14 protein-coding genes are annotated in these 12,358 nt (G+C 67.7%); 3 read left to right on the forward strand and 11 right to left on the reverse strand.

Annotation, left to right across the window (positions count from 1 at the left end; translation table 11 throughout):
* From ACIY1X_RS17185 to ACIY1X_RS17225, 9 genes are all read right to left on the reverse strand, one after another.
* Positions 1–178, reverse strand: a 178-nt coding sequence (locus tag ACIY1X_RS17185; protein WP_399682781.1) for an aldehyde dehydrogenase family protein, incomplete at its 3' end; no start/stop codon positions are given.
* 19 nt (positions 179–197) lie between these two features.
* A complete protein-coding gene (locus ACIY1X_RS17190) occupies positions 198–953 on the reverse strand; it encodes a fumarylacetoacetate hydrolase family protein (protein ID WP_038218363.1) in 756 nt (251 codons plus the stop codon).
* Entirely contained in the window at positions 950–1,627 is a 678-nt protein-coding gene (locus ACIY1X_RS17195) for a fumarylacetoacetate hydrolase family protein (RefSeq protein ID WP_399682751.1), read from the reverse strand. Before ACIY1X_RS17195 ends, ACIY1X_RS17190 begins: the two co-directional genes overlap by 4 nt.
* 2 nt (positions 1,628–1,629) lie before the next feature.
* On the reverse strand, positions 1,630–3,306 hold the full coding sequence (locus tag ACIY1X_RS17200; RefSeq protein WP_399682754.1) for an FAD-dependent oxidoreductase: 1,677 nt from the start codon (positions 3,304–3,306) through the stop codon (positions 1,630–1,632).
* 170 nt (positions 3,307–3,476) lie between these two features.
* The gene (locus ACIY1X_RS17205) at positions 3,477–3,659 is read right to left on the reverse strand and encodes a hypothetical protein (RefSeq protein WP_038218359.1); all 183 of its coding nucleotides are present in this window, start codon (positions 3,657–3,659) and stop codon (positions 3,477–3,479) included.
* Positions 3,660–3,671: 12 nt separating this feature from the next.
* Positions 3,672–4,253 carry a 3-phenylpropionate/cinnamic acid dioxygenase subunit beta gene (locus ACIY1X_RS17210; RefSeq protein ID WP_399682756.1) on the reverse strand — a complete coding sequence of 194 codons (582 nt, stop codon included), beginning with the start codon at positions 4,251–4,253 and terminating at the stop codon, positions 3,672–3,674.
* Between the two features lie 21 nt (positions 4,254–4,274).
* On the reverse strand, positions 4,275–5,069 hold the full coding sequence (locus tag ACIY1X_RS17215) for an SDR family NAD(P)-dependent oxidoreductase (protein WP_399682759.1): 795 nt from the start codon (positions 5,067–5,069) through the stop codon (positions 4,275–4,277).
* Complete coding sequence (locus ACIY1X_RS17220; protein ID WP_399682762.1) at positions 5,066–6,433, reverse strand: aromatic ring-hydroxylating dioxygenase subunit alpha; 1,368 nt, start codon at positions 6,431–6,433, stop codon at positions 5,066–5,068. The genes ACIY1X_RS17215 and ACIY1X_RS17220 overlap by 4 nt, the downstream gene beginning before the upstream one ends.
* Before the next feature lie 38 nt (positions 6,434–6,471).
* Positions 6,472–7,512: a 2Fe-2S iron-sulfur cluster-binding protein gene (locus ACIY1X_RS17225; protein WP_399682765.1), complete on the reverse strand. Its 1,041-nt coding sequence runs from the start codon at positions 7,510–7,512 to the stop codon at positions 6,472–6,474.
* An 82-nt stretch (positions 7,513–7,594) separates the two neighbouring features.
* Here ACIY1X_RS17225 and ACIY1X_RS17230 point away from each other — a divergent pair, with 82 nt between their 5' ends.
* The gene (locus ACIY1X_RS17230; RefSeq protein WP_399682767.1) at positions 7,595–8,368 is read left to right on the forward strand and encodes an IclR family transcriptional regulator; all 774 of its coding nucleotides are present in this window, start codon (positions 7,595–7,597) and stop codon (positions 8,366–8,368) included.
* A 134-nt stretch (positions 8,369–8,502) separates the two neighbouring features.
* The gene (locus ACIY1X_RS17235) at positions 8,503–9,504 is read left to right on the forward strand and encodes a tripartite tricarboxylate transporter substrate binding protein (RefSeq protein WP_038218349.1); all 1,002 of its coding nucleotides are present in this window, start codon (positions 8,503–8,505) and stop codon (positions 9,502–9,504) included.
* A gap of 81 nt (positions 9,505–9,585) precedes the next feature.
* Here ACIY1X_RS17235 and argF read toward each other — a convergent pair whose 3' ends face one another.
* Entirely contained in the window at positions 9,586–10,512 is a 927-nt protein-coding gene (argF, locus tag ACIY1X_RS17240; protein WP_038218348.1) for an ornithine carbamoyltransferase, read from the reverse strand.
* A gap of 4 nt (positions 10,513–10,516) precedes the next feature.
* Positions 10,517–11,719, reverse strand: coding sequence for an aspartate aminotransferase family protein (locus ACIY1X_RS17245; protein ID WP_399682770.1), 1,203 nt, complete (start codon positions 11,717–11,719; stop codon positions 10,517–10,519).
* 167 nt (positions 11,720–11,886) lie between these two features.
* On the opposite strand from ACIY1X_RS17245, the gene ACIY1X_RS17250 reads away from it, so the two are divergent.
* Positions 11,887–12,210, forward strand: a complete 324-nt coding sequence (locus tag ACIY1X_RS17250) for a DUF3579 domain-containing protein (RefSeq protein WP_399682773.1) — start codon at positions 11,887–11,889, stop codon at positions 12,208–12,210.
* The last annotated feature ends 148 nt before the right edge of the window (positions 12,211–12,358 follow it).

Here is a 12,358-nt window from a genome sequence, read left to right on the forward strand (position 1 = left end):
CGGCGGGGGTGCCTGCCCACTTGGGGAAGGCGGCCTTGGCGGCGGCGACGGCGGCATTCACCTCCGCCTGGCCGCCCGAGGCCACTTCCGCCAGCACCTCCTGCGTGGCGGGGTTGACGGTCTCGAAGTAGTCGTGGCCGGCGACGGGCTTGCCGTCGATCAGGTGGTCGATGCGCATTCAGCTTTCCTTGATGGATTCAGCGGCCGAAGACGGCATCGCTGACGATGGTGTTGACGAGGCGGCCGATACCGTCGATCTCGCAGATGACTTCGTCGCCCGGCTGCACGTCCACCACGCCTTCCGGCGTGCCGGTGAGGATGACGTCACCGGGGCTGAGCGTCATGAAGCTGCTCAGGTACTCGATGAGATACGGGATGTCGAAGACGAAGTCGCGCGTGTTGCCCTCCTGGGCCAGCTTGCCGTTGACCAGCGTCCGCAGCGGCAGATGCACGGTGTCGCCGACATCCGCGGCATCGACGAACCAGGGGCCGAGCACGGTTCCGCCATCGCGGTTCTTCACCCGCAGGTTGGGGCGGTACCAGTTCTCCAGGTAGTCGCGGATCGCGTAGTCGTTGGCGACCGTGTAGCCCGCCACATGGGCCATGGCATCGCGCCGGGCCACCTTGCGCGCCGGCTTGCCGATGACCACGGCCAGCTCGCACTCGTAGTGCATGAACGTGGCGTCCGCCGGCCGGCGTGTCTGGCCGCGGTGGCCGATGACCGAGCCGGGGCCCTTGAGGAACACGAGGGGCTCCTCCTGCGCACCGAAGGAAAGCTCCTTGGCGTGGTCGGCGTAGTTCAGCCCCAGGGCGATGATGGTTCCGACCTCGAAGGGCGGCAGCCAGACCACGGCGTCCTCGGCGATCACCCGGCCGTCGGAAAGCCGCAGCGAGTCGCCGTGCGGCGTGGCCTCGTGGATGCCGCCCGCGTAGGCCACCTTTGCCCGTCTCATGCCTTCTCCTTGGTCAGAACGTTCTCGAGGCGTCCCACGCCGTCGATCTCCACCGTGACGGTCTGGCCCGCCTTCGCCAGCGGCGCGCCATGGGGCACCCCGAGCATGAGCAGATCCCCCGGATGGAGCGTCATGAACTCGGTCACATCGGCCAGCAGCCGGGCCGCGGCGCGGCGCATCCCACCCGTCGAGGCGGACTGGGCGAGCACGCCGTCGATCAGGACCCGAAGCGGCAACGCGTCCGGATCGGCAATGCTCGCGGCAGGCACCACGGCCGGCCCGATCGAGCAGGAGCCGTCGAGCGCCTTGAAACGCACGGCCGGCCGATAGAAGCTTTCGTGCGGGATGCTGAAGTCGGCCACGACGACATAGCCGGCCAGGCAGGAAAGCGCTTCCGATTCCGCGACCCGGCAGGCCGTGCGTCCGATGACCAGGCCGAGCGAGGCCCCGGCCTGCAGCGCGGCGGCCGCATCGGGAACCTCGACGGCGTCGCCATCGCCGGCCAGCGTGTTGCGGGGCTTGACGTAGAGCACCGGCGCCTTGGGGGCGGCCTTGTACGGAGGCTGATGGACTGCGTCGCCGAGTGCGGCGAGGCTTTCGCTGCTGTTCAGCAGCGTTCCGTAGACCGTCCCGCTGAGCCGGTAGGGGGAGAAGTCGAATGCCAGGGTCTTCATCGTCATGTGTTCGAGGGGCCGGGCTGCGTGTCGTCGAAGCAGCCTCGCAGCCGGTCGACGAGCGCCGCCGGCTCCGCGGGAAGGCGGTCGCCGCGCCATGCCACATGCTGGTCGGGCCGCGACAGGAGCAGGGCGTGCCGATAGGCATCGGGCACATCCGCGGCCTGGACATCGAGCACGGCCAGCGGCATCCCCTTGGCGGCCGCCGCGTCCACCAGCGGGCGCACATCGGCGCCTCGGTCGAAGCGCAGCAGGGTGTATCCGGGGCCCATCGCGTCGTAGACGGAACGGCCGTCGTCCAGCCAGAAGTGGGGTGTCCGGCAGCCGGGCACGGTCGATGGCGTGAACTGATCCATGCTGTACGTCGGCGCCGCCTCGCCGTCGTAGGCGATGAGATGCGAGCCGTCGTAGAAGTAGCCGAAGTTCAGGCCGGCGCAGCAATACTGCTTGACGTTCAGGTCGTACAGCGTCTGCCCGGCCGCCTTGCGGGTCTTTTCGCCGGCCGGCCCCGGGTCCTCGATGCCGGGCGGAACGCCCTCGCGTTCCTTCTGGAGCGCGAGCGCATGGTTCATGGCGAACCTGGACACCTGTTCGGTGATGGGCAGCCGCTCTGCCTCATAGGCGGCCAGGATGCCCTCGGCACCCCAGCCGCTCAGGCGGGCGGCCAACTGCCAGGACAGGTTCATGGCGTCGGCGATGCCTGCATTCATGCCGTAGCCCGCCATCGGCACCCACAGGTGGGACGCATCGCCGCAGATGAAGACGCGGCGATCGCGGAACCTGTCGGCCACGAGGCGGCGGCCGATCCAGTCTTCCTTGGAGATGATCTCGTACTTGAAGTCGTCGCCGACGCCGAGGATGGTGCGGATCGCCCAGTCGCGGTCGACCGAGTCGAATTCCAGCTCGTCCGAACGCAGGTAGTTGTGCAGCAGGAAGGTCTCGCGGCCGTCGATGGCGTAGACATTCCCGCTGCGGCGCGGATTCAGCGAGAAGGTCGCCCATGCGGGTGCGTGCTTGGCCCGGGACAGAAGGTCGGGCGCACGAAAGTAGGTCGACTGCACGCGGCCCACGACGTCGGTGCCGGACAGCTTGGCGCCGATGGCCTTGCGCACGCCGGAGCGGCCTCCGTCGCAGCCGACCATGTACTGGCTGAACACCTGGACCTCCTCGCCGGTGTCCAGATGGACACCCCTGGCGCTCACGCCGCGCTCGTCCTGGGAGAACTCGTCGATCCGGGTGCGGCTGAGGATGGTCACACCCTTCGTCGCCTCCGCATGCTGGAACAGGACAGGCTCGAGGTAGATCTGGTTGATGCGGTGCGGAGGCTCCGCCGTCGGCCACCAGCCGTCGGGGCCGCTCTTGTCGCTGTAGCGGGTCTCGCGCGACGGGATGTGGATCCGGGAAAGCTCCTCGCCGGTGAAGGTCGTCCGGTACGACACGTCGTTGGCGTGGTCGCCGGGCAGGCCGGCCTCGCGCATGGCCTTCGAGATGCCCAGCCGGCGAAAGATCTCCATGGTGCGCGCCGACACATGGTTGCACTTGACGCTGGGCGGTTCGCCGCGGTGGCGGGTTTCCGCCACGAGCACGGAAATGCCGCGCTGGGCGAGATCGATGGCCAGCGTCAGGCCGACGGGCCCGGCGCCGACGATCAGCACTTGCGTCTCGATGTTCTTGCTCATGCTCTGTTTTCAGATGGGGTGTGGACGGGATGGCCTTCATTAAAGTCAAACCGTCGACGAAAGAAAAATCAATCTTTCAAGATCGATCCATAAGAACATCTGATTCGATGGCGCTGGCTTGCCCGCCCGGCGCGTGTGGCGCCAGGACCGGACAGGCAGATGCGGCCGCGCTAGGTCGCGGCGCCGTCGACCAGCTCCAGCATCTCCTCGCAGTGGACGAGTTCCTCGTCGCCGCTTTCGGGGTCGCGCAGCTGCAGCCAGATGCCGTCGCCGATGTTCTCGGTGACCTCGGCCACCGTGCCGTTCTTCAGGCGGACGCTCTGGCCGACCTGGATGTTCATCAGATTGAGCATGGTGCGTTCCTCTCAGAAGAAGATGCTGAGGTTCTTCGCCAGAAGCACGTTCTGGTGGATGCGGATCTCGCGCCGGCAGAGCTTCCAGCCGTCGGCGGTCCGGCGCATGCGGTCCTTGCGGTCGCCGACGAAGAAGTACTGCTCGTACTCGCAGCGGTTCTGATAGGTCAGGAACCGGCTGGACACGTCGACCTCGAGATCGCCGCCGTCGTTGGTCCGCATGGCGGTGAGCTGCACGTTGGTCACGAGCCGGCTCACGCGCGACAGCGGTTCTTCCGCCCAGTGCACGCCCGTGAGCACCTGCTCGGCGCGCTTGGTGAGGGTCCACTTGCCTTCGTTGAACCAGCTCATCTGCTTGTCGCGGGTCGTGAGCTCGCGGCGGTCGTGTTCGCCGAACTTCACGTTGTATTCCATGGGCATGAAGTACTCGAGGTCGTCGGCCAGCGTGTCCAGCCATGCCTTGAACTGCCGGTCGTCCAGCAGGTTGGCCTCGTCGTAGAGGAATTCCTCGATCTCGCGCTTGACTTCGTAGTACGTGGCATCGCGCGGGAGACGGGTGACTTGCGCGGCTGCCGGTTCTGCGAGTTCGGACATGATTTCTCCAGGTAGGTGGGCTCAATGCGTGGGGGGAACGGGACCGCCCTGGTGGGCGAAGCAGCCGACGTCGATGACGGTCCCGGAGATGGCGGCGGCGTCGTCCGAAAGCAGGAAGGCGACGGCGTTGGCCAGGTCGCGGCCCGTTGCCGGCCGCCCGGCCGCCGTGCCGGGCGCCTGCCTGCTCTTGAAGGCCGTGAGGTCGCCGCCCATGCGGCCGACGCTCATGCCCGAGACGATGCCGCCGCCGCCCGGGATGGCGACGTTGACGCGCACGTGGTCGTGGAAGTGGTCGTACGCCATGGCGGCGCTCAGGGCGACGATGGCGCCCTTACTGGCGCTGTAGGCCGCCATGTTCGGCTTGCCCCAGCCGGCGCCGGAGCCGATGTTGACGATCGACCCGCCGCCGCCACGGATCATGTGGGGCAGGGCGGCGCGCGACATCAGGTAGGTCCCCTTGAGGTTGACGTCGACGATGCGATCGAAGGTCGGTTCGTCGGTCGTGAGGACCGTGCCCAGCGGGCCGATCGCGGCGTTGTTCACCAGGCCGTCGATCGCGCCGTACTTCCCGACCGTGTGATCGACGACGCGCTGGACGTCGGCGGCGCTGGAGACGTCGGCCTCGAGGACGTCGGCCTTGCAGCCCGCGCCGTCCAGCGCCGCCATGAGGCTGTCGAAGCCCTGCGCGGTGCTGGACACCTGTGCCTGGGCGAGGCCGAAGGCCACGACCTGGTGCCCCCGCCGGGCCAGCTCGACGGTGATCGACTGGCCCAGCCCGAAGGTGCCGCCGGTGACGATGACGACGCCCATGCTCATTCGGCGAAGCTCGCCGGCTCCTTGTCCTTGCGGCCGAGCAGCGTGTCCCAGTCCGCGCCGTTCATGTAGTCGCGCCAGCGGCGGTAGTACTGGCGCGGGTTCTCTTCGCTGACCTGCAGGCTCACGTTGCCGGGGACCGGGCCGTTGGCCTCGACCTTGCCCAGCGACTGCGCGTAGTTGTAGGGATAGCGCTTGGCGATCACGCCGCGGCTGCCGGCGGTGGCGTAGTTCCAGTTCTCCATGTCGTCCTGCTCGGTCATGCCGGCCGGGCCCGAGTAGCGCATGTAGTAGTGGCGCAGGAAGTCCTTGACCTCCTGGGGTGCGTCCGCATCGACCAGGAAGAAGCGCCAGGCCTCGGTGGACTCGGGGCCGTGCGGATGCCAGACGCACAGGTTGCGCGGCTGGGTGCCGTGGAAGGAGACGTTCGGGTAGATCGTGCCGACGAAGGGCACGAGCCGGTGCCGCTCGGCACCCAGGCGCTCCTTGCGCTTGGCATGGGCCTCGCGGAAGTATTCGGCCACGACCGGGTTGTTCTGGTAGGTGTCCTGGAACTCCCAAGTCTCGGGCATGATGGCGCTGTGCACGCCGTGGCCGGCGGGGAAGTTCACCCACAGGTGCCTGGCCTTCTCCAGTTCGTTGTCGCGACGGCCCTTGGCACCGGCTTCGGCCGAGGGGCCGATGCCGATCAGGTCCACGGAGCGGTGGCTGACGTTGTGGTACGTGTCGCCCAGGAAGTTCTCGGCCGCGAACTTCCAGTTGCAGGGGATGATCCACTTGTGCACGCCGAAGAGGACTTCCGAGCCGCCTTCGCGGCCGTCGCGGCAGTCCAGCGCCAGGTCCAGGTGCGTCTTCGCGTCGCCGAGGTAGGTCAGCAGATCCGGCGCGTCCTTGTCCCAGGTGGCCCAGACCGTGCCCTTGTAGATCTCCATCTTCGGCACTTCGATGAGCGACCATTCCTCCTTGTCCAGGCAGCCCTCGTAGAGGTTCTTGAACTGCGGCACGCCGAAGAGCTTGCCTTCGGTCGTGTAGCTCCAGCTGTGGTAGGGACAGGTGAAGAGGGTGGTGTTGCCGTGGTCGTACTGGCACACCTTCATGCCGCGGTGGCGGCACGAGTTGAGGAACACGTGGACCTTCTTCTTCTTGTCGCGCGCCAGGATGACCGACTCGGCGCCCATGCGGGAGGTGAAGAAATCGCCCGGGTTGGGGACCTGGCTCTCGTGGCCGACGAACAGCCAGGCACGGGTGAAGACCTTCTCCAGTTCCTCCTGGAAGATCTCCCTGTCGGAGAAGATCTCGCGGCTGATCTCGCCCTTGCGCAGGTTGATCATCGCGTTGTAGCGGGATTCGGTGGTGATCGGGATCATGGGTTGCTTCGTTGGGGGTTGAACGAGGTGCGCGTGGGTCAGGCGAAGCGCTCGCACAGGACGTCCTGCCGGGGCAGGCCGGCCGTCTCGGCCGCCTTGCGCCCGGCTTCGACCATCGGCGGCGGACCGCACAGGTAGACGCGCGTGGTGGGCGCGAGCCCGAGGCCGGCGATCAGGTCGGTCGCGTAGCCGTGATGGCAGTCGCCGCTCGCTTCCTGTTCGACGGCCAACTTCACCTGCACGTGGGGCAGGGCCTGGCGGAGGGACTCGAGTTCGTCGAGCGCGAAGAGGTGCCCCGGCGTGCGCGCGCCGATCAGCACGGTGGTCGGCTGGGCCCTGGCCTTCTCGCCCATGCTGCGCAGCATCGAGAGAAAGGGCGCCACGCCGGTGCCGCCCGCGACGAACAGCCGCGGGCGATCCTCGTCGCGCAGGAAGAAGGTGCCGTGGGGGACGCTCAGCTCCACCTTGTCGCCTGCCTTGGCATCGGCCAGCCAGCCCGAGAAGGCGCCGTCCGGCACCAGCCGGACGAAGAACTCCAGGCGATCGCTGCCCGGCATATTGGCCATGGAATACGAGCGGTGGAAGTCCGTGCCTTCGGGATGGATGCGCACGTACTGGCCCGGCTCGAACTGGATGCCCTCGGGAACGGATATTTCCAGCAGCACGGTTTCGCTGGCGACCTGGTGCACGCCGACGACCTCGCCCGGGATGGGGGGCGCCTCTTCGGACAGCGCTTCGGTGGATTCGTACGGGAACTCCACCGCGCACGCGCTCGTGACCCGGCACACGCAGGGCAGCACGGCATCCGCATCGCGGTCCTCGTCCGGCAGGACCGCGGCGTCGTAGTCCTCCATCTCGACCGTGCCGGACAGCAACTGGGCGGTGCAGGTGCCGCACTGGCCGTTCGAGCAGTCCGTCAGGAGATTCAGTCCGGCCTCGCTGGCAGCCTCGACGATCTTCCTGCCGCACGGCACATCCAGCCGGTGCGCGACGCCGTCGGAAAAGAGCAGCGTGACCGGGACGGTCGGACTCATGGTGGGGCTCCTTCTGTTTGTCCATGTGTTGGACTTGAAATCCATTGTATGGACGATCGTTGATCGTAGTCAACGTGTACGTGTGGCGGACAATCCGGGAAACTGATTCCCTTTTCGAGGAGTGTTCGTGGCAACTGCGGAAAAGAACGAGAACGTGCGCGCCGTGGGGCGCGCCCTGGAGATCCTGCTGGCCTTCACCCCGCAGGACTTCGAGCTGTCTCCTTCGGAGCTGCTCAAGCGCGTCGACCTGTCCCGCCCGACGCTCTACCGTCTGCTCTACACCCTGGAAGAGCACGGCTTCCTGGTCTCCGTGGGCGAGCCGCAGCGCTTCCGGCTGGGTCCGTCCGTGGCGCGGATGGCCCATGTCTGGACGTCGAGCCTGGACCTGGCCGCCGTCGCGGATCCCGTGCTGCGGCGCATCTGGCAGGCGACGGGCGAGACCGTGGCGATGTTCCTGCCGCAGCGCGAGCTGCGCCTGTGCGTGGCGGAGCTTCCGAGCCCGCAGCCGCTGAACTTCAAGCGGGGTGTCGGCTACACCGAGCGCATCGTGCGCGGCGCCACGGGCCGCGCGATCCTGGCGTACATGAACGCGAGCGCGGACGAGTTGCGCACCTACGCCCAGGGCACGGGCATCAACCCCAAGGAACTCGAGGCGGACCTGGCCCAGACCCGCAAGCGGGGGTGGGCCAGCAGCCACAGCGAACTCATCTCCGGCGCGGTCGGCGTCGCGGTCCCGTTCTTCGATCGGCACGGCGCCGTGGCCGGATCCATCGGCGTGTTCGGCCCCGAGGTCCGGCTCAACGGGCAGCGGCTCAAGCAGATCACCAGGCTGCTGCAGGAGGAGGGGGGCAGCCTTTCCGCGATGCTGGGCTTCGGCAGCGGGGATACGCGGACGCCGTAGGCTGCGTGTCCGCATGACGAACTCCATGATCAGAATTTGACGCCCGTCAACGCTTGTCCATAAAATGGACTAGCAATCCGTCTCATGGACTTGAGCGGATCGTGTCGCCCCACTGATCCCTAGGAGACTCCGTCATGCAAAAGTCACCGGCAGGCCCGCGCAGGGCTGCCTTGCGTGCCATCAGCGCCGCCATCGCCACCACCGCCCTTTTCCTGGCAGCGCCCTTCGCGGCTGCGCAGGACTATCCGGACAAGGCCGTCAAGGTCGTCGTGGGGTTCGCTCCGGGCGGCACCAACGACATCCTGGCCCGCCTGCTGGCGGCGAAGCTGCAGGACAAGCTCAAGCAGACCTTCATCGTCGACAACAAGCCGGGCGCGAACTCGGCGATCGGAAACGACTTCGTGGCCAAGGCCGCGCCCGACGGCTACACGCTGCTCGTTTCCTCGAGCGGCGGGCTGACGACCAATCCGGTCCTGATGAAGAGCCTGTCGTACGACCCGGTCAAGGACTACGAGCCCATCGCGCTGCTCGGGTCGTTCCCGCTGGTCGTGACGGTCTCTTCCTCGCTGCCGGTGAAGGACTTCGCCGAACTGGTCCAGTACTCGAAGAAGACGAAGGACGGGAAGCTGGACAACGGGACGCCCACGACGTCCTTCGTCCTGGTGGCGGAGACCATCTCGGCCACTGCGGGCGTGAAGTTCAACCACATCCTCTATCGCGGCTCCGGCCCTGTGGTCGCTGCCGTGCTTGGCGGCGAGATCCAGACGGGCGTGCTGGACAGTCCGGCGGTGATCCCGCAGATCAAGGGCGGCAAGCTCAAGGGCCTCGCCGTCACGACCGCGAAGCGCTCCGCCGCGTTGCCGGACGTGCCGACCATCGCGGAACTGGGCTACCCGGGCTACGACGCTCCGATCTGGACGGCGCTCATGGCGCCCAAGGGCACGCCTGCGCCGGTGCTGGCCCGGCTGCGCACCGCCGTCGGCGAGATCCTTCAGGACAAGGACATGGTCGAGAAGATGCACGCGCTGGGCATGGACCCGGGCGACGTGGACTCCGCCGCGCTGGCGAAGCGCATTGCCGGCGACATCGTCCGCTGGAAGAAGGTCGCCAAGGACGCCAACCTTCAGCCCGAGTAGGCCCCGGGCCTCGGTTCAGGACATGGGTGCCGGCCACCAGCCGGCCGTGCGCCGGTTCATGCAGCCGGCCCTGGCCGCCGGTCAGCCCAGGCGGCCGAGCAGCAGGAACTCCATCAGCGCCTTCTGCGCGTGCATGCGGTTCTCGGCCTCGTCCCACACCACCGACTGCGGGCCGTCGATGACCTCGGCGGTCACCTCCTCGCCGCGATGGGCGGGCAGGCAGTGCATGAACAGGGCGTCCGGCTTGGCCACGGCCATCATGGCCTCGTCCACGCACCAGTCGGCGAAGGCCTTGCGGCGGGCCTCGTTCTCGGCCTCGTAGCCCATGCTGGTCCACACGTCGGTGGTCACCAGGTCGGCGCCGCGGCAGGCGTCCATCGGGTCCTTGAAGACCTTGTAGCTGTCGGTGCCGCGGATGCCGGCCACGTCCTGGTCCACCTCGTAGCCGGTGGGGGTGCTCACATGGACCGTGAAGCCCAGGATCTCGGCTGCCTGGAGCCAGGTGTTGGCCATGTTGTTGCCGTCGCCCACCCAGGCGACGGTCTTGCCCTGGATCGAGCCGCGGTGCTCGATGAAGGTGAACAGGTCCGCCAGGATCTGGCAGGGGTGGAACTCGTTGGTCAGGCCGTTGATGACGGGCACGCGCGAGTGCGCGGCGAAGCGCTCGATCTTCTCCTGCTCGAAGGTGCGGATCATCACCAGGTCGACCATGCGGCTGATGACCTTGGCGCTGTCCTCGATCGGCTCGGCGCGGCCGAGCTGGCTGTCGCCGGTGGTCAGGTGCACCACGCCGCCGCCGAGCTGGTACATGCCGGCCTCGAAGCTCACACGGGTGCGGGTGCTGGCCTTCTCGAAGATCATCGCCAGCGTGCGGTCGGTCAGCGGCTGGTGCTTCTCGTAGGCCTTGAATTTCCCCTTGATGATCGCGGCGCGCTCGAACAGGTAGGCGTATTCATCGGCCGTGAAGTCGCTGAACTGGAGGTAGTGGCGGATCGCGAGGGCACTCATGCGTCTATTGTGCCGGCTCGGCCAGGAAGGCCTTCACGATGGGCGCGAGGAGAGCGACGATCTCGTCCGCCTCGGCGATGGTGAGGATCAGCGGCGGCACCAGGCGGATGACGCTGTCGGCCGTCACCGAGAAGAGCAGCCCCGCCTCGCAGGCGCGGCCCAGCAGCACGCCGCAGGGGCGGTCCAGCTCGATGCCCAGCATCAGCCCCTGGCCGCGCACCTCCTTCACGCCGGCGACGCCCTCGAAGGCCGCCTGCAGCGCGCCCTTGAGGTGCGCGCCGACCTTCGCGGCGTTGTCCAGCAGGCCGTCCTTCTCCATGATGCGCAGGGTCTCGATGCCTGCCCGCATGGCCAGCGGGTTGCCGCCGAAGGTGGTGCCGTGGTTGCCCGGCTGGAAGAGGTCGGCGGCCTTCGGGCCGGCCAGCACGGCGCCCACCGGCACGCCCGAGCCCAGGCCCTTGGCCAGCGACATCACGTCCGGCACGATGCCCGCCCATTGGTGGGCGAACCACTTGCCGGTGCGGCCGATGCCGGTCTGGATCTCGTCGATCATCATCAGCCAGTCGTTGGCGTCGCACAGGGCGCGCACCTGCTTGAGGTAGTCCGCGCGCATCTCGTGGATGCCGCCTTCGCCCTGGATGGTCTCGAGCATCACGGCCACCACGTTCGGGTTGCCCTCGGTGGCCCGCTTCAGCGCGTCGACGTCGTTGAGCGGCACGCGGATGAAGCCTTCCAGCAGCGGGCCGAAGCCGGCCTGGATCTTCGGGTTGCCGGTGGCCGACAGGGTGGCGATGCTGCGGCCGTGGAAGGCGTGCTCGTAGACCACGATCTGCGGCTTCTCGATGCCCTTGCCGTGGCCGAACTTGCGCGCCAGCTTGATGGCAGCCTCGTTGGCTTCCAGGCCGGTGCAGCAGAAGAAGGCGTTGGTCATGCCGGCCAGCGCGGTCAGCCTGGCCGCCAGCGTCTCCTGCCCGGGCACGTGGTAGTAGTTGGAGCTGTGGATGATCCTGCCCAGTTGCTCGGCCAGCGCCGGCACCAGCTCGGGGTGGTTGTGGCCCAGGGTGTTCACGGCGATGCCGCCCAGGCCGTCGAGGTAGGCCTTGCCGTTCGTGTCCCACACGCGGCAGCCCTGGCCGCGCTCCAGCGCGATCGGCAGCCGGCCGTAGGTGTTCATCACGTGGGGCGAGGTGGGTTCGGTGGCGCTCATCGGCTCTCCGGGGGCGGTTGGGAGGTGAAAGGGAAGCGGGATTCTAGGCAGCGGCCTGCGGCCGTTCGTTGACGATTCCTCATCACAGCCATGCCCGCGGCACGGTACGTGCACGGGGGGCCGGTAGAATCTTGTGCGCCGCAGCATCCGTGCGCCGCCTGCTCCCCATGGCCACCCCTCCCGCCAAAGAATTCTTCATCCAGGGCATCACCCACGATGACCGCACCTTCCGGCCGAGCGACTGGGCCGAGCGCCTGGCCGGGGTGATGTGCCAGTTCCGCCCCGGCGGGGCCGTGCCGGGCAGCCACCTGAACTACTCGCCCTGGTGCGTGCCCACGGTCATCGGCGGCGTCAAGTGCGTGGTCGTGCACACCGACCTGCGCGAGGCCGAGCCGATGGCCTGGGATTTCGTCATGAACTTCGCCCGCGACAACGACCTGCAGGTGGCCGAGGCCTGCCTGGTGCCCGAGGACAAGCCCGCCCGGCGCTGAAGCCCCATCGAACGCCCATGAAAAAACCGCCCGAAGGCGGTTTTCCTTTTTCTTTGCTGCAGCGCACCCGATCAAACGGCGGATCGCACGGTGGGCGATCCGGGCTGACCTGAAGACGTCAGGCGGCGGCGGTGGCCAGGGCTTTCAC

Source organism: Xenophilus sp. (genome assembly GCF_044462705.1).
Lineage (GTDB): Bacteria > Pseudomonadota > Gammaproteobacteria > Burkholderiales > Burkholderiaceae_C > Xenophilus > Xenophilus azovorans.

Bases quoted from the DNA above. Each gene is read 5' to 3' on its own strand.
- ACIY1X_RS17210 (WP_399682756.1), bottom strand. From the start codon at position 4,253: ATGTCCGAACTCGCAGAACCGGCAGCCGCGCAAGTCACCCGTCTCCCG.
- ACIY1X_RS17215 (WP_399682759.1), bottom strand. From the start codon at position 5,069: ATGAGCATGGGCGTCGTCATCGTCACCGGCGGCACCTTCGGGCTGGGC.
- ACIY1X_RS17245 (WP_399682770.1), bottom strand. From the start codon at position 11,719: ATGAGCGCCACCGAACCCACCTCGCCCCACGTGATGAACACCTACGGC.
- ACIY1X_RS17250 (WP_399682773.1), top strand. From the start codon at position 11,887: ATGGCCACCCCTCCCGCCAAAGAATTCTTCATCCAGGGCATCACCCAC.
- ACIY1X_RS17200 (WP_399682754.1), bottom strand. From the start codon at position 3,306: ATGAGCAAGAACATCGAGACGCAAGTGCTGATCGTCGGCGCCGGGCCC.
- ACIY1X_RS17220 (WP_399682762.1), bottom strand. From the start codon at position 6,433: ATGATCCCGATCACCACCGAATCCCGCTACAACGCGATGATCAACCTG.
- ACIY1X_RS17205 (WP_038218359.1), bottom strand. From the start codon at position 3,659: ATGCTCAATCTGATGAACATCCAGGTCGGCCAGAGCGTCCGCCTGAAG.
- argF (WP_038218348.1), bottom strand. From the start codon at position 10,512: ATGAGTGCCCTCGCGATCCGCCACTACCTCCAGTTCAGCGACTTCACG.
- ACIY1X_RS17190 (WP_038218363.1), bottom strand. From the start codon at position 953: ATGAGACGGGCAAAGGTGGCCTACGCGGGCGGCATCCACGAGGCCACG.
- ACIY1X_RS17235 (WP_038218349.1), top strand. From the start codon at position 8,503: ATGCAAAAGTCACCGGCAGGCCCGCGCAGGGCTGCCTTGCGTGCCATC.
- ACIY1X_RS17225 (WP_399682765.1), bottom strand. From the start codon at position 7,512: ATGGATTTCAAGTCCAACACATGGACAAACAGAAGGAGCCCCACCATG.
- ACIY1X_RS17195 (WP_399682751.1), bottom strand. From the start codon at position 1,627: ATGAAGACCCTGGCATTCGACTTCTCCCCCTACCGGCTCAGCGGGACG.